Raw genomic sequence first — 21,538 nt, forward strand, 5'->3', positions numbered from 1 at the left:
GGTGCGGCGGGTCCAATGCGGCCATGCCATCGTTTGTCCACCTGCACGTCCACACTGAGTATTCGATGCTGGACGGTGCGGCGAAGATCGGCCCGTTGTTCGCGGAGGCGGCCCGGTTGGGGATGCCCGCGGTGGGGATGACTGATCACGGGAACATGTACGGCGGGGACGAGTTTTTCCAGACGTCGAAGAAGCACGGGATCAAGCCGATCATCGGGATCGAGGCGTACGTCGCGCCGGAAAGCCGGTTTCACAAGAAGCCGGTGTTCTGGGGGCAGGCGTCGCAGCGGGGGTCGGACGAGTTCGGCGAGGGCGGGGACGTTTCGGGCGGCGGTGCGTACACGCACATGACGATGGTCGCGGGGAACGCGACGGGGTTGCGGAATCTGTTCAAGCTGTCGTCGCTGGCGTCGATCCAGGGCTATTACCGGAAGCCGCGGATGGACCGGGAGCTGATCGCGGAGAACGCGGAGGGGATCATCGCGACGACGGGGTGTCCGTCGGGCGAGGTGCAGACGCGCCTGCGGCTGGGGCAGCGGGAGGCGGCGATCCAGGCGGCCTCGGATTACAAGGACATTTTCGGCGCGGGGAATTTCTATCTGGAGCTGATGGACCACGGGCTGCCGATCGAGCGGTCGGTGCGGGAGGGTCTGCTGGAGATCGGGAAGCTGCTGGACCTGCCGCCGCTGGCCACCAACGATTCGCATTACGTGACGAAGGACCAGGCGGACACGCACTCGGCGTTGTTGTGCGTGCAGGCGGGGAAGACGCTGAACGATCCGACGCGGTTCAAGTTCGACGGGGACGGTTATTTCCTGAAGTCGGCGCAGGAGATGCGGGAGTACTGGGACAAGGAGGTCCCGGGCGCGGCGGACAACACGCTGCTGATCGCCGAGCGGGTGGAGTCGTATGAGGACGTGTACGCGCACAAGGACCGGATGCCGGTCTTCGACGTCCCCGAGGGCCACACCGAAGCCACCTGGCTGCACCATGAAGTGATGTCCGGGCTTGAGCATCGGCTGCCGGACGGAGTGCCCGACGAATACCGCGAGCGCGCTGAGTACGAACTCGAAGTCATTGTGGAGAAAGGCTTCCCCGGGTACTTCCTCATCACGGCTGACCTCATGACGCACGCCCGCGAGGCCGGGATCCGAGTGGGGCCGGGACGAGGGTCGGCGGCGGGATCGCTGGTCGCGTACGCGCTTCGCATCACTAACCTCGACCCGATCCGGCACGGTCTGCTGTTCGAGCGGTTCCTGAATCCGGAACGAGTGTCCATGCCGGACATCGACATGGACTTCGACGACCGCCGCCGCGGCGAGATGATCCGGTACGCCACCGAGAAATACGGCTCCGATCGGATCGCGCAGGTGATCACCTTCGGCACGATCAAGACCAAGGCGGCGATCAAGGACTCCGCGCGAGTCCACTTCGGACAACCCGGTTATGCGATCGCGGACCGGATTTCCAAGGCCTTGCCGCCGCCGGTGGCCGCCAAGGACATTCCGCTGTCGGGAATCGTGGACGCCAAGCATGAGCGTTACGCGGAAGCGGCCGAGGTCCGTGCCCTGGTGGAGACCGATGAAGAGTGCAAGACGATCTTCGAGACTGCTCGCGGTCTGGAGGGGTTGATCCGCAACGCGGGCGTGCATGCTTGCGCGGTGATCATGTCCAGTGAACCCCTGCTGAACGCGATTCCGTTGTGGCGAAGGGATGACGGCTCGATCATCACCGGCTGGGACTATCCGTCGTGCGAGGCCATCGGCCTGCTCAAGATGGACTTCCTCGGCCTGCGCAACCTGACCGTCATCGGCGACGCGATCGACAACATCCAGGCCAACCGCGGCGAGGACATCGATCTCGACCGGCTGGCCATCGACGATCCCGAAACCTTCGCCCTGCTGGTCCGCGGCGATAGCCTCGGGGTGTTCCAATTGGACGGTGGCGCGATGCGAGACCTGTTGCGCCGCATGCGCCCCACTGGGTTCGAGGACATCGTGGCCGTCAACGCGCTCTACCGGCCGGGTCCGATGGCGATGAACACGCACAACAACTACGCCGACCGCAAGAACAAGCGGCAAGCCATCGAACCCATCCATCCGGAACTGGAAGAACCGCTGCGCGAGATCCTCGCCGAAACGCACGGCCTGGTGGTGTACCAGGAACAGATCATGCAGATCGCGCAGAAGGTCGCCGGGTACTCGATGGGCCGCGCGGACGTGCTGCGCCGCGCGATGGGCAAGAAGAAAAAGGAAGTCCTGGAAAAGGAATTCGAGGGCTTCCGTGCCGGGATGATCGACAACGGCTTCTCCGCTGAGGCCGTGCAAGCGTTGTGGGACACGATCCTGCCGTTCGCCGGGTACGCGTTCAACAAGTCGCACGCCGCCGGGTACGCGCTGGTCGGCTATTGGACGGCCTATCTGAAGGCGAACTACACCGCGGAGTACATGGCCGCGCTGCTCACGTCGGTGGGCGACAACAAGGACAAGTCGGCGATCTACCTGTCGGAGTGCCGCCGGCTGGGGATCAAGGTGCTGCCGCCGGACGTGAACGAGTCGGCGCTGCGGTTCGCGGCCGTCGGGAACGACATCCGCTTCGGTCTGGGCGCGGTGCGCAACGTGGGCGCGAACGTGGTGGAGTCGATCATCAAGACGCGCGAGGAGAAGGGCAAGTACTCCTCGTTCACCGATTTCCTGGACAAATCGGAATTGGTGGCCTGCAACAAGCGGGTGATCGAATCGCTGATCAAGGCGGGCGCGTTCGACTCCATGGGCCACACCCGGCTGTCGATGATCCAGGTGCACGAGGACGCGGTGGAAGCCGTCGTGCCGCTCAAGCGCCAGGAAGCGATGGGCCAGTTCGACCTCTTCGGCGGAGAAAGCGAAGAACCGGCGTCTTCTCCGCTGGCGCACGTGAAGTTCACTGCCGAGGAGTGGCCGCGCAAGCAGTTGCTGGCGCAGGAACGGGACATGCTCGGCCTCTACGTTTCCGCCCATCCGCTGGACGGCGCCGAGGGCGTTCTCCGCAAACACGCACCCCGCCCGATCGCGGCGATCATCGACAACCCGCCGAAGGAAGGAGAACTCGTCGTCGCGGGATTGATCACTTCGCTGGAGCGGCGGGTCAACAAAAAGGGCGAACCGTGGGCGATCTGCACGGTCGAGGATTTGGACGCGTCGCTTGAGGTGCTGTTCTTCGCCAAATCGTACGCGTTGTGCGCGGCGGATCTGGTGGAGGACAACGCGGTGCTGGTGAAAGGCCGGGTGAACTGGCGTGAGGACAAGATGTCGGTCTTCGGGGCGGACCTGGCGCCGCTGGACCTGACGGAACTCGGGGAAGCTCCGCTGGTGCTGCACACGCGAGCGGAGAAGGTCACGCTGCCGGTGGTGCTGGAACTCAAGCAGGCTTTGCTGGCACACCAAGGGAATACACCGGTGCACCTGCACGTGGGGGAGCAGCGGTACGCGCTGGACGGGTACTCGGTGAAGGTGACCCCGGCGCTGCTGGGCGAGGTGAAGACAATCCGGGGGATCACGGTGGCCTCGTGAGTGCTGGCGCCGGTTCTAACCGGCTGTCTGAGTTCAGGACATCGTGAACAGGTGATGTTTCAGGACATCGTGGACACTGACCGGCCTGTCGGTCTGGTCGCCACGGCTGCTGTGGTGATCATGCGGCGATGGGCAGAGCAGGGTTTTCGATGGATCCTGAGTTCGTCGCCGCGGTCGCTGGCGCCGCCGCGGGCGAAGACGTCAACATCGCGCGGTTCTGCCGCGAGCACGGTGTGTCCCGGACGGTGTTCCACAAGTACCTGAACCGGTTCCGGGCCGAGGGCGCCGACGGGTTCACCCGCCGCAGCACCGCCCCGCACCGCCGCCCGACCGCGCTCGGGACGGAGGTGGCGGAGGCGGTGCTGCGTGCCCGCAAGGAACTCGCCGACGAAGGGCTCGACAACGGGCCGATCTCGATCCGCTGGCGGCTGGAAGCCCAGGGCGCCGCTGCGGTGCCGTCGCAGTCGGCGGTCTACCGGATCCTGCGCGCCCACGGGCAGATCGTCCCGCAGCCGCGCAAGAAACCCCGGACGCGGCGCCGGTTCGAATACGCCGACCCCAACGGCTGCTGGCAGATCGACGGCATGGAGCACCACCTGGCCGACGGGACGAAGGTCTGCATCATCCAGATCCTCGACGACCACTCCCGCCTCGACGTCGGCGCCTACGCGGCGACCGGCGAGACCACCGCCGCCACCTGGGCCGCCCTGCAACACGCCTTCGCCGGACACGGCCTGCCCGTGGCGCTGCTGTCGGACAACGGGCTCGCCTTCTCGGGCAAACACCGCGGCCGCATGGTCGAACTCGAACGCCGCCTCGCCGCCCTCGGGATAACCGCGATCGCCGCCGCCCCGCACCACCCGCAAACCTGCGGCAAGAACGAACGCAGCCATCAGACCCTGCAGAAATGGCTCGCCGCCCGACCGGCCGCCGGCACACTCGCCCAGCTGCAGGAACTGCTCGACGAATACCGGACGATCTACAACCACCGCCGCCACCAAAGCCTCAACGGCGACACGCCCCGGCAGCGCTACGACGCCCGGCCCAAAGCCGTCCCCGCCACCGGGCCGCGCCGGCCCAGCGGCCTCGCCACCCGGCCCGTCTCGGCCACCGGCGTCATCGCGTTCTCCGGATGCTCCATCGTCCTGGGACGCCGATGGGCCGGACACACCGCCAGCGTCTACTGGCAAGGCGACCGCGTCACCGTCATGATCAACGACACGATCGCCCGCCAGCTCACCCTGGACCGATCAGTACGCTACCAACGCCTCGCCAACCAAAAACTGCCCACAAAGTCCTGAAACACATCTGTTCACGAAGTCCTGAAACATGGCAGCCGGTTCTAACCGGCGCCAGCACTCACGAGAACCTTCAGCGCTTAAGCCCGTGCTCGATCGCCTCGATGATCCGCGGGCGGAGCTGCGCCGTGCTCACGATCGCGTCCACCGACCCGACCTCGACAGCGCGCTGGATGCTGTGCACCCGGTCGAACTCCGACGCCACTTCACCGAGCTTTTCCGCCCGCACCGAGGACGTGACCTCAGCCAGCTCAGCCGCACAAGCGGCCCGCTCGGCCCCGCTCAGCTCGCCCAGCCGCTTCTGCAGCTCAGCCACCCGCGGGTCGTTCGCCGTCCGGGTCTTGACCTCGCCCGCGAACACCACCGCGGCCGCCGGGGCGCCGCCCAGCACCGAGGCGAACGAACCCTCCAGCGCCAGCACCGTCATGTTCGGGTTCAGCGCCTTCGAGAACACCACGAACGCGCCGCCGTGGTAGCGCGAGATCACCGTGAACACGATCGGGCCCTCGAAGTTCACGATCGCGCGGCCGATCTCGGCCCCGTACTCCAGCTGCAGCTTCTTCATCGACTCCGGGGAGCCGTCGAAGCCGGACAGGTTCGCCAGCACCACCAGCGGACGGTTGCCGCTGGCCGCGTTGATCGCGCGGGCCGCCTTCTTCGACGACTTCGGGAACAGCGTGCCCGCGGTGAACGTGTCCGGGCCGTCGGTGGGCGGGAAGCCGCGGCGGGGCACAGAACGCGATTCGATGCCCAGCAGGCACACCGGGTGGCCGCCGATGTGCACGTCCTGCACCGCGGCGGTGTCCGCGTCCGCCATGCCCGCCCAGCGTTCCAGCACCGGGTGGTCCTGGTCGGACAGCGCGCGCATCACCGTGCGGATGTCGAACGGCTTCTTGCGGTCCGGGTTGTGCTCGGCCGAGAAGATCTGGCCCACCGTGGTGAAGTCGCTGCCGACGACGGCGTGCGGGTAGTCCGACACGTCGCGGGTCGCCGGGTCGGCGGTGACCGCCTGGCGCGGGCCCGCTTCGCCCGGCACGACGTAGGTGTGCGCGTAGTGCGCCATCAGCACGTCGCGCGCCCCGGCGAGGTTCGGCGCCCAGTACTGCGCCTGCCCGTTCGGGCCCATGACGCGGTCGTAGCCGCCGATGCCGAAGTTGTCCTCGGCCGACACGCCGCCGGAGAAGTCCAGGGACTGCTTGCCGGTGAGCACCATCGCCGAATCCGGCGTCATCACCAGGATGCCCTTGGTGTGCATGAGCATCGTGGCCTCGGCGTTCCAGTACGGCTGCGCGCCCACGGTGATCCCGGCGACCACGATGTTGATCTCGCCGCCGTCCTGGGTGAACTCCACGATCCGCTTCAGCGCGGCCGCGACCCAGTCCATGTTCTCGGTGCCGGACTCCATCGAGATCCGCGCGCCGGACGACAGCGCGAACCATTCGACCGGGACCCGCAGCTCCTGCGCCAGGTTCAGCGCCGCGATCACCCGCGTGCACTCCGGTTCGGCCAGCGCGCCGAGCGACTTCGTCGGGTCGCCCAGCAGCACCACGCGCTTGACGCCCTCGGGCACCAGGTCGGTCGGCGTGCTGACCACGCCGGCCACGAGCCCGGCCTTGTTCTGCCCGCGCGGCCGCTCGACCGGCACCAGCGCGCCGGTGTCGTCGAGGTCGTGCTCCACGAAGGACCCGCCGCCGGCCAGCAGGTCGGTCAGCTCGTACGGGTACACCGTGTCGCGGCGTGCCGCGCGCAGCACCTTCTGCCGGTAGTCGTCCAGCGGCTGCACCGGTTCGGTGCTCGGGGCCTCGACCGTCAGCCGCACGCCCGCGCCGACCTCGTTGCGGACCGTCACCGCGATGTCGGTCAGCTCGCCGGTCTCGGCGTTGCGCTGCCGGGCGAGGAACTGGATCTCCTCGAGGCCCGCACCCGCGGTCGTGGGCAGGATGCGGCGGGCGAGCAGGTTCAGCTCGTCCATCGTCAGGTCGCTCGGCGGCCACACGTAGATGACGATCCGGTTGGTGTCGAACCGGTTCTTCGCCGGACGCCGCGCCTGCGCGTTGCGGACCGCGTCGAGGCACGCGTTGAGCGTGTCCTCGGCCGAGGGCAGCGACACGAGCCTGCCGTCCGCCTCGCGCAGCGGCGTCAGGTCGCGGACCTGCGCCATCGCGATCAGCCGCTCGTCGGCCGGGTTCGCCTTCGCGGTGCCGGTGAACAGGTACACCTCTTCGTCCGCCGACGGCAGCCGCGTGAGGTCGAATTCCTGCAGCCGCTCCAGCTGCAGCCGTTCGGCGACGCGCGGGTGCAGCCCGCGGATCACGCGGTCCTCGGCGAAGCCGGATTCGGTGCGGCGGAAGGTGAAGTGGTGGTGCATCACCGCGCCGCCGCCCCCGGCGACCGTGGTGACGACCCGGTCGACGTCCGCCGGAAGCGGTTGCGCCGCCACGATTTCGCCCAGCTTCGCCGCCATCGCGTCGCTGTCGGGCTGGTCCGTCCACTTGAGATAGACGTCCGCGGCGACCGGGACCCCGGCGCCGGCGGACAGCTCGGCCACCGCGCGCATCGCGTCCGGCAGCTGCGGGAAGTCGACCGCGGTGGTGACCACGCGCGCCGGTTCGGGGTGCTCCGCGGTGACGAACGAGCAGCCCGCGACCTCGCGCACGCGCACGTCGGTGAGCGCCTTGTTGCCGTAGTAGCGCCGGGTCAGCACCTCGAGCATCGGGGCCGGGTCCGCGCCCGGCCGCCCGATCCGCTGGCCGAGCAGCCGCACCAAGGGCTCGTTGCTCGACACCATGCCCGAGATCCGCTCGGCGCGGTCGGGCGCGTCCGGGTTGCGGTCGAGGTAGCGCAGGTGACCGCGGATCTCGGCGTACACCTCGGCGCGGGCCCGGCGCAGCATCGGCTGCGCGAACCAGCGGAACACCACGCCGCGCGCGAGGTCGCTGACCGCCGGGAACCGCAGCTGCGTGGCGGCGACCAGGTGCTCCAGCGCGAGCCCGGCCGTCTCGCGCAGCTCGGCCGACGGCGGGGCCTCGGCGAGCCACTGGCGCAGCAGCGCGGACACGATCGCACTGTCGCTCGAAGCCCGTTGCTGGGCAAGGAAAATCCGGAAGACCGCCTCTTCGAGCTCCGGCGTGCGCTCCAGGTCGCCGACGCCGTAGTGGCCGAGCACGCGGCGCAGCCTGCCCTGGAATTTCTCCGGCAGCCCGGCGCGCTCGACGTCGAGGCTCTGCAGGTACGTGTGGAAGTACTCGCGGGCGCTGTGCACCGGGCTCGACGCGCTGAGGTCGTCGTCGGCCGGCTTGTTCCGGCTCAGCTCGGACAGGTCGGCGAACACGTCCAGCAGTTCGAGTTCGCCCTCCAGCGGACGCGCCGGCAGCTCCGCGCGCGCCGCCAGGTAGCCGCTGAGCACGCGGCCCTGGTCGTGCGGGTCGACGTCGAACCCGAGCAGCAGGCTGCGCAGATCCTGCCTGCCGCGCTCGACCCGGTCGGCCGCGCTCGTGCCGTCCGGCTCGCCGGGCAGGTCGATCTCGGCGGTCTCGGCCTCCGCGGCCGTCTCGTCCTCGGTCCCGTCGGCCAGCGGTTCGAGACGCAGCAGCGCCGCTCCGGTCTCCACCTGGCTCCCGATCGACACCGGGAGTTCCTTGACCCGGGCCCGGAACGGCGCGCGCAGCACCGTCTCCATCTTCATGCTTTCCAGCACGAGGACCGGCGCGCCGGATTCGACCTCGTCGTCCACCGCGACCGGCGTGGCGACCACCAGCGCGGGCGCGGGGGAGCGGACGACGCCGCCCTCGTCGCGGCTGATCCGGTGCGTGACGCCGTCGACCTCGACCAGGTGGATCGGCCCGTGCGTGCCGGTGACGAGCCGGAACCGCGTGCCGTTGACGGTGATCTGCCCGCTGTACTCGTCGAACCGCTCGAGCTCGACATCGGCCGGGTGCACGTCGCCGCCGCCGCTGACGCCGACCCGGAACCGCTTCGGCCCGGTGCGCGCGACCGTGACGCGGTAGGACGCGCCGCGCAGTTTCAGGTCCAGCGGACGGATTTCGTGGCGCACCTGCGGACGGCCGCCGAACGCGGTGGACAGCAGGCGCTGCCGGGCGACCTCCTCGTCGTCCTCGTAGGCCTCGATCGCCGCCGCGGCGAGCGCGACCGCGGAATGCCGCGTGGTGACGAGACGGCCTTCGGCGCGGACGCGGTCGATCCAGCCGGTGTCCGCGCTGGCGTCGATCACCTCCGGCTGGTCGAGCAGGTCGAGCACGAAGCTCTTGTTGGTGGCGCCGCCCTCGATGAGCACGGATGTCTCGGCCATCGCCCGGCGCAGCCGCGCGAGCGCCTGGTCGCGGTCGCGGCCGTAGGCGATGATCTTGGCGATCATCGAGTCGAAGTCGGCGGGGATCGTGTCGCCCTCGCTGACCCCGGTGTCGACCCGGATGCCGGGGCCGGCGGGCAGCAGCAGCCGCGCGATGCGGCCGGGGGACGGCGCGAAGTCGCGGTCCGGGTCCTCGGCGTTGAGCCGCGCTTCGACGGCGTGCCCGGACTCTTCGGGCTGCGCGCCCTCGAGCTTGCCGCCGGACGCGACGTGCAGCTGCAGCCGCACCAGGTCGGTGCCGGTGGTGATCTCGGTGATCGGGTGTTCGACCTGGAGCCGGGTGTTGACCTCGAGGAAGGCGAACATCCGGTCGCCGGGGTGGTAGAGGAATTCGACGGTGCACGCGCCGCGGTAGCCGACCGCGACCGCGAGCCGCTCGGCCGACGCCTTCAGCTCGGCGGTCTGGTCCGCGCCGAGCACCGGCGACGCGGACTCCTCGATGATCTTCTGGTTGCGCCGCTGCACCGAGCAGTCGCGGACGCCGAGCGCCCACGCAGTCTCGCCGTCGGAGATCACCTGGACCTCGACGTGCCGCGCGCCGGTGACCAGGCGTTCCAGGAACACGACGCCGCTGCCGAACGCGCGCAGCGCTTCCTGGCTGGTGCGCTCGTAGGCCTCGGTGAGGTCGCCCGCCGACTCGACCTTGCGGATGCCGCGCCCGCCGCCGCCCGCGGTGGCCTTGAGCATCAGCGGGTAGCCGATCTTGTCGCCCGCCGCGAGGGCTTCCTCGAGCGTCGCGACCTCGCCGCCGCTCCACGGAGCGACCGGGACGCCGACCTCCTCGGCGATCAGCTTCGCGCCGATCTTGTCGCCGAGCTTGCGCATCGCGTCCGCGCTCGGGCCGACGAAGGCGACGCCGATCTTCTCGCACAGCTCGGCGAACGCCGGGTCCTCGGCGACGAAGCCCCAGCCGACCCACGCCGCGTCGGCCTTGGTTTCGACCAGCGCCTTCTCCAGTTTGGCGAGGTCGAGGTAGGGCCGCGCGGAGGCGGGGCCGAGCGAATAGGCGACGTCGGCTTCGCGGACGAAAGTCGCGGTGGCGTCCGCGTCCGTGTAGAGCGCGACCGTCTCGATCCGTCGCCCGGTCTCGGCGGACAAGTCCCGGACGGCGTGGATCAGCCGCATCGCGGCCTCTCCGCGGTTGACGATGGCGACGCGATTGAACACGGACAAAGCCTCCCAGCGAACCTGACAGCACCACGCACAGCAGGCGACGCCGGACCCGCCGGAACGTCGCCTGTCTTCGTCGTACACATTGCTCCCTTACCGCCGGGTACACCAATGTCGCGGATGACGCATGCCGCGCCTGCCGGTTTGTAGGAATCCGCCAAAAACGGCTCGTGTCACGTCGTCCGGACCTGATTTCTCGCGAGGTATGCCACAAATCACGCCCGGTCGGCCAGGGAGGGCGGCCGCTGGACGGCCGGACGTTTCCAGGGGGTCGGACAGGGGTCACCCGCAGTTCAGGCGGCGGGGCCGGGTGGGGGGTGTCCCTCTTCCGTAAAGGTCCGTGAAGGGCTCCTTGAGGGAATCAGATTCCCGCAAGGAGCCCTTCACGGACCTTCGCCGATGCCCCGCGGGCAATGGGAAAATGTGACCCTTGACACCCTCCTCGCGGTGCCCCTACCGTGCGGGTAATCGATTTCTCGACACGGGGCGGGCCGAGAGGGCGGGCATGGGCGACGGTGGCGTCGCGCTGGTCGAGCTGGCCGGCGTCAGCAAGACCTACGGCGGGGCGCGTGCCCTGGCCGCGGTGGACTTCACCGCGGCGAAGGGGGAGGTGCACGCGCTGCTCGGCGAGAACGGAGCAGGCAAGTCCACGCTGCTGAAGATCTTGTCGGGGGAGATCGCCGCGGGGGAGGGGGCGATCCGGATCGCGGGGGAGGCGGTCCGGTTCGCCCGCCCGGCCGACGCGCGCCGCGCCGGGGTCGCGATGATCCACCAGGAACTGGACCTCGTTCCCGCGCTTTCGGTGGCGGAGAACGTTTTTCTCGGCCGCGAACCGCACACGCGCGGCGGCACGGTCGACCGGCGGCGGATGGTCGCTGCTACGCGCGAGGTGCTCGAGCGTTCCGGCGTCGACCTCGATCCGCGGACGCCGGTCGAACGGCTGCGCACCGGCGAGCAGCAGCTCGTCACCATCGCGAAAGCGCTGTCGCTTGACGCCCGGATCCTGCTGATGGACGAGCCCACGTCGGCGCTGTCGCCGCGCGAGGTGGAGCGGCTGTTCACGGTCATCGACCAGCTGCGCGCCGACGGGGCGGCGATCGTTTATGTGTCGCACCGGATGGACGAGATCGGCCGGGTCGCGGATCGGGCGACGGTGCTGCGCAACGGCGAGGTCGTCGCGGAGTTCAGCGCGGCGGAGCTGACTGCCGAGCGGGCCGCGGAGGCGATGGTGGGCCGTCCGGTGCACCTGATGTTCCGCGCGGACAGCGTGTCCTCGCCGGAGCAGGGCGAGGTGCTTCGGGTCGAGGATCTCGTGGTGCGCCCGCGTGCCGGGCGACGGGAGCCGGACGGGATCAGTCTCACCGTGCGGGCTGGCGAGATCGTCGGTGTCGCCGGGTTGCTCGGCGCGGGGCGGACGGAGCTGCTGGGAACGCTGTACGGCGCGTCTGGCGGAAAAATTCTCTGCGGGCGGATTTGCCTGCGGGGCAAGGAGTTCCATCCGCGGTCGCCGCGCCGGTCGCTGCGGTCGGGGATCGCGTTCGTGCCCGAGGACCGGCGGATCGCGGGGCTGGCGCTGGAGCATTCCGTCGTGGCGAACACCGTGTTGTCCATTGTGGACCGGCTGGCGCGGTTCGGGATCGTTCCCGGTCGGCGCGAGCGGACGGTGGCCGGGAAGGAGGCGGGGCGGCTCGGGGTGAAACTCGGGTCGCTCGCCGATCCGGTGGGGTCGCTGTCCGGCGGGAATCAGCAGAAAGTGGTGCTGGGCCGGGCTTTGCTGACCGAACCGGTGCTGTTGCTGCTGGACGAGCCGACGCGCGGCGTGGACGTCGGGGCGAAGGCGGAGATCTACCGGCTGCTCGGCGAGGCCGCGCGCAGCGGCGTCGGAGTGCTGCTGGCGTCGTCGGAACCGGCGGAGCTGGTCGGCGTGTGCGACCGCGTGGTGGTGCTGCGCGGCGGGCGCAGCGTGCACGAACTGGACACGGCGCAGGCCGGCGAGGCGGAACTGCTCGCCGCGTCGATGGGAGACGTGCGGTGAGCGGGCGCGTCGTGCTGGCCGCGGTGTTCCGGTTCCAGAGCGTCTTCGGGCTGGTGCTGGTGTTCGCCGCCGCGATCGTCTTCTCGCCGCATCGCGACGGCGAGTTGGTGTTTCTGGGCAGCGGCAACCTGTTCAACGTCGTCCGCGCGATTTCCGAGATCGGCATCATCGCGGTCGGCATGACGCTGGTGATCCTGGTCGGCGGCATCGACCTGTCGGTGGGCTCGGTGATGGGGCTGGCCAGCGTCGGCGTCGCGCTGCTGCTCACCAGCGGCGGCTGGGGGCTCGTGCCGGGCGTGCTGCTCGTTCTCGCGCTGGGCTTCGGTTTCGGGCTGCTGCAAGGGATCGCGAGCGCGCGGTTCCGGATCCAGTCGTTCATCGTGACGCTCGCCGGGATGCAGATCGCCCGCGGGATCGCCCGGATGTGGTCCGGCGGCGAGGGCGTTTCGATCACCTACGGCACCGGTCCCAGCCAGGCTCCGGTGCCGTTCTCGCTGCTGGGCGAGCGGACGTTCGGCGGCGTGGTGCCCATCCCGGCGCTGTTCTTCGCGGTCGTCGCCGCGCTGGCGGTGCTGGTGCTGCGGGCGAGCGCGTTCTCGCGGCACGTGTACGCGATCGGCGGCAACGAGAAGGCCGCGGTGCTGTCCGGGGTGCCGGTGATCCGGGTGAAAGTGCTGGTCTTCGGCTTGTGCGGGCTGCTGGCCGCGCTGGCCGGGATCGTCCACGCGGGACAGTACAACTTCGGCGGGCCCAACGACGGCACCGGCTACGAGCTGAACGCCATCGCGGCCGTCGTGATCGGCGGGACCAGCCTGTCCGGCGGGCGCGGGTCGGTGTCCGGCACCGTCGCCGGCGCCCTGCTGGTCGGCGTGCTCGACAACATCCTCCAGCTCAACGACATCGATGCGAACGTCCAGCTGATCGTGGTCGGCGTGGTGATCGTGCTGGCCGCGGGCCTGCAGCGGCTGCGCCCGGCGACGGTTTAGGCGTTCGGGGAAAGAGGCGCAATGTCCGGCATCCTCCGCGGCGGAGCAGTCTTGGCGGGGCTGGCCCTCGTCGCTGCGTGCGGCACCACCCACGAGAACGCGCCGGGCGCGTCGTCGGGCACCGCGCCGGCCGCGAAACAATGCCGCGGTCCGAGCGGGAAATACAAAATCGGGATGAGCCAGGCGAATCTCGCCGAACCGTATCGCGTGCGGATGGACGGCGACATCCGCAAGGCCGCGGCCGGGGTGCCGCAATTCAGCGTCAGTTACGCGGACGCCGCGCAGGACAACGCGAAACAGGTCGAGCAGGTCAATACTTTCCTGACCCAGGGGATCGACCTGCTGATCATCAGCCCGAACGAGGCGACGCCGCTGACCGGGGTCGTGAAGAAGGCGTACGACCAGGGGATTCCGGTGCTGGTGCTGGACCGGAAGGTCGACGGCGACGGATACACGTCGTTCATCGGCGCGGACAATGTGGACATCGGCAGGCAGGCGGGCAAGTTCGTCGCCGGGAAATTGCTGCCGCACGGCGGGAAAGTCGTCGAGCTGAAGGGTCTCGCCGGGTCGACTCCGGCCAAGGAACGCAGCGACGGATTCAACGAGGGCATCACGGACCGCAATATCACCGTCGTGGGCACCGCGGACGCGGATTGGTTGCGGGACAAGGGACAACAGCAGGCGGACGCGTTGCTGAAGGCGCATCCGGACGCGCAGGCGATGTTCTCGGAGAACGACCCGATGGCCGAGGGCGCGCGCATCGCCGCGCAGAACGCGGGCCGCGCGGACCTGCCGATCGTCGGCATCGACGGCCTGCCCGTGCCCGAAGGCGGCATCAAGGCGGTGGAGGCCGGACGGCTGTCCGCGACGTTCATTTATCCCACCGGCGGCAAGGAAGCCGTTGCGGCGGCCAAGAAACTGCTCGTCGACTGCCAGACCGTGCCCAAAACGCAGACCTTGCCGACCCGCCTGGTGACGCGCGACAACGCGGCCCAGGTCTACGCCGAACTGAACCGGAGCTGACCCTATGGCGCGAATCGGTGTCCTCGCCGTCTCCGACGGGCGCGACCACGTGCACCGGCGGAACACCGGCTTCATCCGGTCCAAAGTGGACGAGTTCACCGCCGCGCTGACCGCGGCGGGCCACGACGTCGTCACCGGCGGCTTGGTCGCCACGAACACGACCGCCACCGCGGCCGCGCGCTCGGTCGCCGCGAGTTCGGTGGACGTGACGGTGCTGTACTACGCGGTGTGGGCGTTTCCGCATTTCACCATGCTGGCCGCGGACGCGACCCCAGGCCCGTTGCTGCTGGTCGCGAGCACCGACCCGACCGAGCCCGGCCTGGTCGGAATGCTCGCCGCCGGGGGCGCGCTCGACCAGATCGGCCGCACGCACACCCGTTTGTGGGGCGCGCCGTCCGACCCCGAACTGATCGCGGAAGTCGGCGCCCACGCGAGCGCCGCCGCGGCCGTGGGCACCCTGCGAGGTTCGACCTTCGGCCGCTTCGGGGGGCGGCCGATGGGCATGAACACGGCGGTGGCCAATACCGACCAGTGGATGCGCCAATTCGGGGTGGACGTCGAGGAAATCGACCAGTACGAACTGGTCCGCCGCGCCGAATCCGGCGGTTCCGCCGAAGCTGTCCACGGCCGGAAATGGTTGGAACAGCACGCCACGGTGCACTATGATGGAGATCGGCTCACGCCGGAATTATTGGAACGCCAACTGCGTCTTTACCTTGCTGTGCGCGATGTCGCTGCCGAGCGGCACCTGGATTTCTCGGGGATCAAAGCACAACCGGAGCTGACCGAGCACTTTGCGACCGCCGATGTCGCCGAGGCCCTGCTCAACGATCCCTACGACTGGAACGGTCCTAAAGCCGTGCACGTCACCGCCACGGAAGCGGACATGGACGGTGCGCTGACCATGCAGCTGATGCACCGGATCACCGGCACGCCAGTGCTTTTCGCGGACGTCCGGCACTACCATCCCGATCGGGACGTGTGGGATCTCTGCAACTCCGGCCAGCACGCGACGTGGTTCGCCGCGCGGAGCGAGGATCCGGCGGAGAACCTGGCCCGCGTGCACCTGTACCCCGAGGTCTTCTTCTTCCCCGCGGGCGGTGCCTCGGTGCAGCACATCGCCGCCCCCGGCCGGATGACCTTGGCGCGGCTGAGCCGGTTGGACGGGGAGTACCGCTTGCAGTTGGTGCTGGGGGAGTTCGAGAACTACGACGAGCGGACGACGGAGGCCCTGGTGTCCCGGTCGACGCCGGAGTGGCCGCACGCGTTCGCGCGCCTGGAGGTGGCTTCGGAAACGTTCCTGTCGCGTTTCGGGGCGAACCACGTCCATGCGGTGCCGGGTGACCGCCGAAGGGAACTACGGGCGGCGGCTGGGTTGATGGGGGTGCGGGTGGAGGAGTGGGGTCGTTGATCGGGTGGGCGGCTGAACGGTGCTGGGCGGCCGCCGGAGTGGGGTGGCTGGGGAGCGCGGGCGGAGGCGGAGTCCTTGCCCGGGTGAGCGGCTGAACGGTGACGGGCGGCCGCCGGAGGGAACTGCGGACGGCGGGGTTGGGTGCGGAGGCGGAGGAGCGGAGCCGCTGGCCGGTTGAACAGCTGAATGCTGAGCGGCTGAACGGTGCCGGGGTGCCTTGGGTTTCGGCTGCCTTGATGTGCCTGCCTGGGGCGAGCCGTTGGCGGTCGGAGTGCGGCTCGATGCGCTGCGTCGTGCTGGGCGGGTCGAATCGTTGTGGGGCGGCTTACCGCGATGCGCGCCGCGGCTCGATGCTGGCGTGCTGGGCGGGTGTGGTGGGTGCCCTTGGACGAGGCGGGCTGGCGGAGTGGCGGTTGGCTGATTTGAGTGAAGTGGGCGCGCTGGGTGGTGCGCGGAGCTTGTTGGGGGCGCGCTCAAGACGAAGCCCAGGTGCGTGCGAGCGGCGCGGAGCGGTGCGCCTGGATTGAGTGAGGTAGGCCCGCTCGGCGGCGAAATGTCGGGCCTAGTGCGGGTGCGCTTGAGTGGTGTGGCCATGCCGGAGCGATTCGCGCGTGCTAGGCGGGGCGCGAGGGGCTCGGTGCGGGCACGCTCGACCGACGAGGGCGGTGCGGTGCCATGCGGACCGGAGTGCTGCGTGAGGTCAGGCAGGTTGAGGCGGCGAGGCCGGATTGGACCGACGCCGGCCGGACTCGATGCCGATTGCGGAGTGCGGATGTCTCGTTTGATGCGGGCGAGCAATCGGATTCCGGCTGCCTCACCGGCTCCGGCGGAGCGAACGGGGACCGGTCCCGCCCCGGTTGGCTAGCTTCGCGGCATGGGTGAACAGCCGTCGACCAGGGCAGCCACCACTGCGCTGGTGCTCAGCATCGTCAGCTGGCTCGCGTTCCTCGGGTCCTTCTCCGCCCGCAGCCGCAGTTTCGGCGACGCGCTCTACTACGAACCGGTCACGGTGCTGGGGCCGTTGATCTTGCCCCTGCTGGCGATCGTTTTCGGTCATGTCGGAATGCGTCGGGCCGGTCGCGGTCGTTCGGTCGCGGCTTTGGTGCTCGGGTACCTGGCGTTCGCTCTCGCGGCGGTCCGGCTCGTCGGGATGGCGACGGCGCACTGAATCCGCGGGGAAATTCGGCGGTCGTCGCCAACCGCGTCGTCGTTCCGTCTTGAACTGATTCGGCGGGGCGAGTTTCCCCATCGTTATCGGGACAGCCGCGATCTCGGCGAGCCGAGCCGAGCCCGTCCGGTCCCCCGATCGTGGTGGTCCGTTTTCGCAGGTCGGGGCTGCCGTCAAGCTGCTCGGCCGCCGAAGGGCACCCTGCCCGATCCTGCTGTCAATGCTGCCCTTGCGTAGCCAACTGAGACGTAGATCTCCACCGTTGGAGTGAAATCTGCTCGGTCGGGCAGCTTAGGCTCTTACGGCGCGTTACTTATTGAGAAACATTCACTTCGGTCCGGACAGGTTCGCGACCGGGTAACGAAGGAGGCGCCGTCGTGGAAACCGAACCGCAGGTCGTCCGCGCGACGATCATCTTCGGGCTGCGCACGTTCGGGTCCGTCCCGCTGCCGGTGCGCGCCGATTTGGAATACGACCCGGCGGATCCGTTCGCGGTGTCGGTCGGCTACCACGCCGGCGGCGGCGTCGTGCGCTGGCTGTTCGGGCGCGACCTTCTCGCCGACGGCCTGCTCGCCCCCGCGGGCGACGGCGACGTCCAGGTGCGCCCCGCGGCCGACGACAGCCGGGTGCTCGTGGAGCTGAACGCGCCGGACGGGTCCGCGGTGCTGGAGGCGGCGGCGAACGAACTCGCCGACTTCCTCGACCGCACCTACGACGAGGTTCCAGTCGGCTCCGAAGACCGTTGCTTCGACTTCGACGTGGAACTCGCGAAGCTCGCCCTCCGCGACTGACAGTCCACAATGGACTCCGGCCGGTCGCGAGAGCGGCCGGAAGTTCCGCCGCGCGTCGCCTGCTGTGGCCCTGCCGAAGCCGCTTCGGCGAACAGGTTCAGGCTCGCTGTATGAAGCGCTCTCGAGTGAGGCTCGATCACGAGTCGGTCGGATAATAGGCCCCGTCGCGAAGGAGAGGCAGCCCAGCGTCGGTGACCGGCAGCAGGCTCGCTGCCTCAAGGGATGGTGCCGACGCTCGCCGGGCGGGCCAAGCCAATCACAAGCCGTTGAGCCGCGCCGACAAAGGCGGCGAACCCGGTCGAGTACGCACTCGGGTCCAGGCGATTGCGTCCCAGTTCTGGGCCGTCTCGCCATTCCGTAACGCGGCCCGTCAAGAACCGGCATCCCCCGAACAGGTGCCCCCGGGTGAACGCCCGATGAACGAACCCCCGGCCCCGCACCGAAAAACCGGCACCCTGCCAACAAGACGCACCAGCAGCACAACCCGGTCACCGCACCCCCGCCCGGAGGCCCCCGAACAGGCGGACTCTCGCGCCGCGGGGGTGAACCTCGTGGTCACCCGGGTTGACCGCACTCGGAGAACGCGTACGGTTTCGAGTGTTGGCTGTTGTCGCACCCATACTGCGGTCAGCGCCCCAAGCAGGTCTCTGCGAAAGGAGCGCAAACCCATGACTCTCCACCTTCCCGGCGTCACCGCGCCGATGGAATTGACCATCCGCGCGGAGAGGCGGACCGACGCGATCCACGTCGCGCCGGTCGGGGACCTCGACGCGGCTACCGCGCACGTTTTCGCGGCGGCCCTCGCGCCGTTGGCCGGGCCGGTCGTCGTCGATCTGTCCGGCGTCGCTTTTTTGAGCTGCGCGGGTGTTCGCGTTCTGCTCGACGCGCACGAACGGATCCCCGATTTCAGTGTCGTGGCCGGAGAAGCGCACGCGGTCCGCCGGTGTCTCGCCGTGACCGGCGCGGACGAAATCCTGGGCGTCCGCGACGCGGTCGCTGCCTGATCGAGCGAGTTTCACGACTGCCGCGCACGGGTAGGCCGCCGACATGACGACTGAGACGAACCGCGTTCCGCAGCTCGAACTCAACAACGGCGTCCGGATTCCGCAGTTCGGCCTGGGCGTCTTCCAGATCCCGCCCGAGGACACCGCATCGGCGGTGCGCGAAGCGCTGGAAGCCGGGTACCGGCACCTCGACACCGCGCAGATGTACCGCAACGAGGAAGGCGTCGGCGAGGGCATCCGCGATTCGGGCGTACCTCGCGAAGAAATCTTCGTCACCACAAAGCTGGCGAACGACGCGCAGGGCCACGACAACGCGATCAACGCGATGGAGGGCAGCCTGCAGCGGCTCGGCCTGGACTACGTCGACCTCTACCTGATCCACTGGCCGCTGCCGAAACAGGACCGCTACGTCGCCACCTGGCACGGCTTCGAGGAGCTGCACCGCGCCGGGAAGGCCCGGGCGATCGGGGTGTCCAACTTCCAGATCCCGCACCTGGAACGGCTGGCCGAGGAGTCGGCGACGGTGCCCGCGGTCAACCAGATCGAACTGCATCCCGCGCTGCAGCAACCGGAACTGCGCGCCTACCACGAGGCACACGGCATCGTGACCGAGGCGTGGAGCCCGCTGGCCCAAGGCGAGGTGCTCGAAGACCCGCTGCTGGCCGAACTGGCCGAGAAACACGGCAAGACACCGGCCCAGATCGTGCTGCGCTGGCACATCCAGCTCGGCAACGTCGTCTTCCCGAAGTCGTCGTCGCCGAAGCGGATGCGGGAGAACATCGACATCTTCGACTTCTCCCTCAGCGACGGCGACCTCGACGTCCTCAGCGGCCTCGACGAGGGCCGCCGCACCGGCTTCGACCCGGACACCTTCGAAGGCTGAACCAGATCGCCCCGTCGCCCGTTGTCTCCTTTGAGGAGGGAGGCAGCGTGCGACTGTCCTGTTTCGTAGTGCCCGGCGACGTCGGCGACCGCAGCGTGCCCAGCGGCGGCAACACCTACGACCGCCGTGTCGCCGAGCACCTGCCGGTGCGGCTGCGGCCGGTCGACGGGGCCTGGCCGGACCCGGACGACGGAGCGAAAAAGCAGCTGGACCAGGTCCTGGCCGAGGTCCCGGACGGGGCGGAAGTGCTGCTCGACGGCCTGGTCGCCTGCGGAGTGCCCGACGTCCTCGCCCCGCACGCGGACCGCCTCGGCCTGGCCGTTCTCGTGCACCTGCCGCTGGCCGACGAAACCGGCCTGGACCCGCAGCGCGCCGCTGATCTCGACGCCCGCGAGCGGAAGACGCTCCACCTCGCGCGCCAGGTCGTCGTCACCAGCCCGGCCGCCGCCCGCGCGGTCGAGAAGCGCCATGGCCTCGCCACCGTCCACATCGCACCGCCCGGGACCGATCCGGCGCCCCCGGCGCCCGGAACCGACGGAGTGTCGCAGCTGATCTGCGTCGCCGCGGTGACCCCGCGCAAGGGACAGGACATCCTCCTGAACGCATTGTCCGAAGTAGACGGACTCAAGGTGGACTTCGTCGGCTCGCGCACCCGAAATCCGGCCTACGCCAACAGCTTGAGCCATCCCCGCGCTCGCTTCACCGGTCCGCTCGACGGGGAAGAGCTAGAAGCCGCGTACCACCGGGCCGACTTGCTGGTCCTGCCCTCGCACGCCGAGACGTACGGCATGGTCGTCACGGAGGCGCTCGCCCGCGGCATCCCGGTGCTCGCCTCGGACGTCGGCGGCGTACCCGACGCCCTCGGCCGCGCCCCGGACGGCGAGCGCCCCGGCCTCCTCGTCCCGCCCGGCGACGCAGCAGCGTTGGCCGTCGCGCTGCGAAGCTGGCGTGACGACCCTGAACTGCGGAAACGGCTCCGTGCTGCGGCTGCGGCGCGGGCGAACACGCTGGAGGGGTGGGCCGCCGCGGCGGGCCGGTTGCGCGAAATCTTGGCGGTGGATTGATGCGGTGGCTGCGTTTGCTGGCCGGGGCCGCGCTCGTCGCCGCGCTGTGGTGGCGGCTCGGCACCGGGGCGTTCGCCGGCGGTCTGCGCGCGCTGGGGCCGGGACCGATCGCGATAGCCCTGGTCATCGGCGTCGTGACCACGCTCGCGAGCGCCGCCCGCTGGCGGCTGGTCGCGGCTCGGCTCGGCCTGCACCTGCCGTTCCGGGAAGCCGTCGGCGACTACTACGGCGCGCAATTCCTCAACGGCGTCCTCCCCGCTGGCGTCCTCGGCGACGTCCACCGCGCGGTCCAGCACGGCCGACGCTCCGGCGACGTCGGCCGCGGCGTCCGGGCCGTCGTGCTCGAACGCGCCGCCGGACAGACCCTGGTGGTGGTCGCCGGATTGGCCGTCGTCGTTTTCCGGCCGGAGCTGCTGCCGCGGCAGGTGCTGATCTGCCTGGGAATCGTGCTCGTGGCCCTGGTCGTCGTCGCGGTGGCGGTCCGGCAACGGCTGCGTCGCGTCTGGGCAGCCGACATTCGGACCGGCGTGCTCGAAGCGTGGCCCGGCGTCACCGGCTGGTCCCTGCTGGCGGTGGCCGGGCATCTGACGCTGTTCGTCGTCGCTGCCCGCGCGGCCGGGGCCACCGCGCCGCTGACCGTCCTGCTGCCGTTGCTGGTGCTCGCGCTGCTGGCGATGGGGATGCCGTTGAACGTCGGCGGGTTCGGCCCGCGCGAGGGCGCCGCGGCGGTGTCGTTCGCCGCCGCCGGGCTGGGCGCGGAGCAGGGCGTGACGGTCGCGGTGGGCTAC

General features: G+C 69.7%; 12 protein-coding genes and 1 pseudogene. 12 read left to right on the top strand and 1 reads right to left on the bottom strand.

The features are described from left to right. Positions 1 to 23 precede the first annotated feature (23 nt). Positions 24 to 3,548, top strand: coding sequence for a DNA polymerase III subunit alpha (gene dnaE / locus CU254_RS13260; RefSeq protein ID WP_009076409.1), 3,525 nt, complete (start codon positions 24 to 26; stop codon positions 3,546 to 3,548). Positions 3,549 to 3,697: 149 nt separating this feature from the next. After that, the gene (locus tag CU254_RS13265) at positions 3,698 to 4,849 is read left to right on the top strand and encodes an IS481 family transposase (protein ID WP_037713211.1); all 1,152 of its coding nucleotides are present in this window, start codon (positions 3,698 to 3,700) and stop codon (positions 4,847 to 4,849) included. A 70-nt stretch (positions 4,850 to 4,919) separates the two neighbouring features. On the opposite strand, the gene CU254_RS13270 is transcribed toward CU254_RS13265, so the two are convergent. Then, on the bottom strand, positions 4,920 to 10,382 hold the full coding sequence (locus CU254_RS13270; RefSeq protein WP_037713532.1) for a biotin carboxylase N-terminal domain-containing protein: 5,463 nt from the start codon (positions 10,380 to 10,382) through the stop codon (positions 4,920 to 4,922). Positions 10,383 to 10,890: 508 nt separating this feature from the next. Here CU254_RS13270 and CU254_RS13275 point away from each other — a divergent pair. From CU254_RS13275 to CU254_RS13320, 10 genes and pseudogenes are all read left to right on the top strand, one after another. Continuing rightward, complete coding sequence (locus CU254_RS13275; protein ID WP_009076413.1) at positions 10,891 to 12,420, top strand: sugar ABC transporter ATP-binding protein; 1,530 nt, start codon at positions 10,891 to 10,893, stop codon at positions 12,418 to 12,420. Next, entirely contained in the window at positions 12,417 to 13,406 is a 990-nt protein-coding gene (locus tag CU254_RS13280) for an ABC transporter permease (protein ID WP_009076415.1), read from the top strand. The genes CU254_RS13275 and CU254_RS13280 overlap by 4 nt, the downstream gene beginning before the upstream one ends. A gap of 21 nt (positions 13,407 to 13,427) precedes the next feature. Continuing rightward, on the top strand, positions 13,428 to 14,429 hold the full coding sequence (locus tag CU254_RS13285) for a substrate-binding domain-containing protein (protein WP_009076417.1): 1,002 nt from the start codon (positions 13,428 to 13,430) through the stop codon (positions 14,427 to 14,429). 4 nt (positions 14,430 to 14,433) lie between these two features. Beyond that, complete coding sequence (locus CU254_RS13290) at positions 14,434 to 15,840, top strand: L-fucose/L-arabinose isomerase family protein (protein WP_009076418.1); 1,407 nt, start codon at positions 14,434 to 14,436, stop codon at positions 15,838 to 15,840. 874 nt (positions 15,841 to 16,714) lie between these two features. Beyond that, the gene (locus CU254_RS13295; RefSeq protein ID WP_009076420.1) at positions 16,715 to 17,008 is read left to right on the top strand and encodes a DUF4190 domain-containing protein; all 294 of its coding nucleotides are present in this window, start codon (positions 16,715 to 16,717) and stop codon (positions 17,006 to 17,008) included. A 377-nt stretch (positions 17,009 to 17,385) separates the two neighbouring features. Next, complete coding sequence (locus CU254_RS13300) at positions 17,386 to 17,799, top strand: SsgA family sporulation/cell division regulator (RefSeq protein ID WP_009076422.1); 414 nt, start codon at positions 17,386 to 17,388, stop codon at positions 17,797 to 17,799. 668 nt (positions 17,800 to 18,467) lie between these two features. Continuing rightward, on the top strand, positions 18,468 to 18,803 hold the full coding sequence (locus CU254_RS42990; RefSeq protein WP_009076424.1) for an STAS domain-containing protein: 336 nt from the start codon (positions 18,468 to 18,470) through the stop codon (positions 18,801 to 18,803). A 43-nt stretch (positions 18,804 to 18,846) separates the two neighbouring features. After that, the gene (locus CU254_RS13310) at positions 18,847 to 19,686 is read left to right on the top strand and encodes an aldo/keto reductase (RefSeq protein ID WP_009076426.1); all 840 of its coding nucleotides are present in this window, start codon (positions 18,847 to 18,849) and stop codon (positions 19,684 to 19,686) included. A gap of 47 nt (positions 19,687 to 19,733) precedes the next feature. Further along, positions 19,734 to 20,750: a glycosyltransferase family 4 protein gene (locus CU254_RS13315; RefSeq protein WP_009076427.1), complete on the top strand. Its 1,017-nt coding sequence runs from the start codon at positions 19,734 to 19,736 to the stop codon at positions 20,748 to 20,750. Continuing rightward, positions 20,750 to 21,511, top strand: a pseudogene (locus CU254_RS13320) (lysylphosphatidylglycerol synthase domain-containing protein); the annotation flags it as partial. The gene CU254_RS13315 and the pseudogene CU254_RS13320, both read left to right, overlap by 1 nt. Between the last annotated feature and the right edge of the window lie 27 nt (positions 21,512 to 21,538).

Source organism: Amycolatopsis sp. AA4, assembly GCF_002796545.1.
Classification (GTDB): Bacteria; Actinomycetota; Actinomycetes; order Mycobacteriales; family Pseudonocardiaceae; genus Amycolatopsis.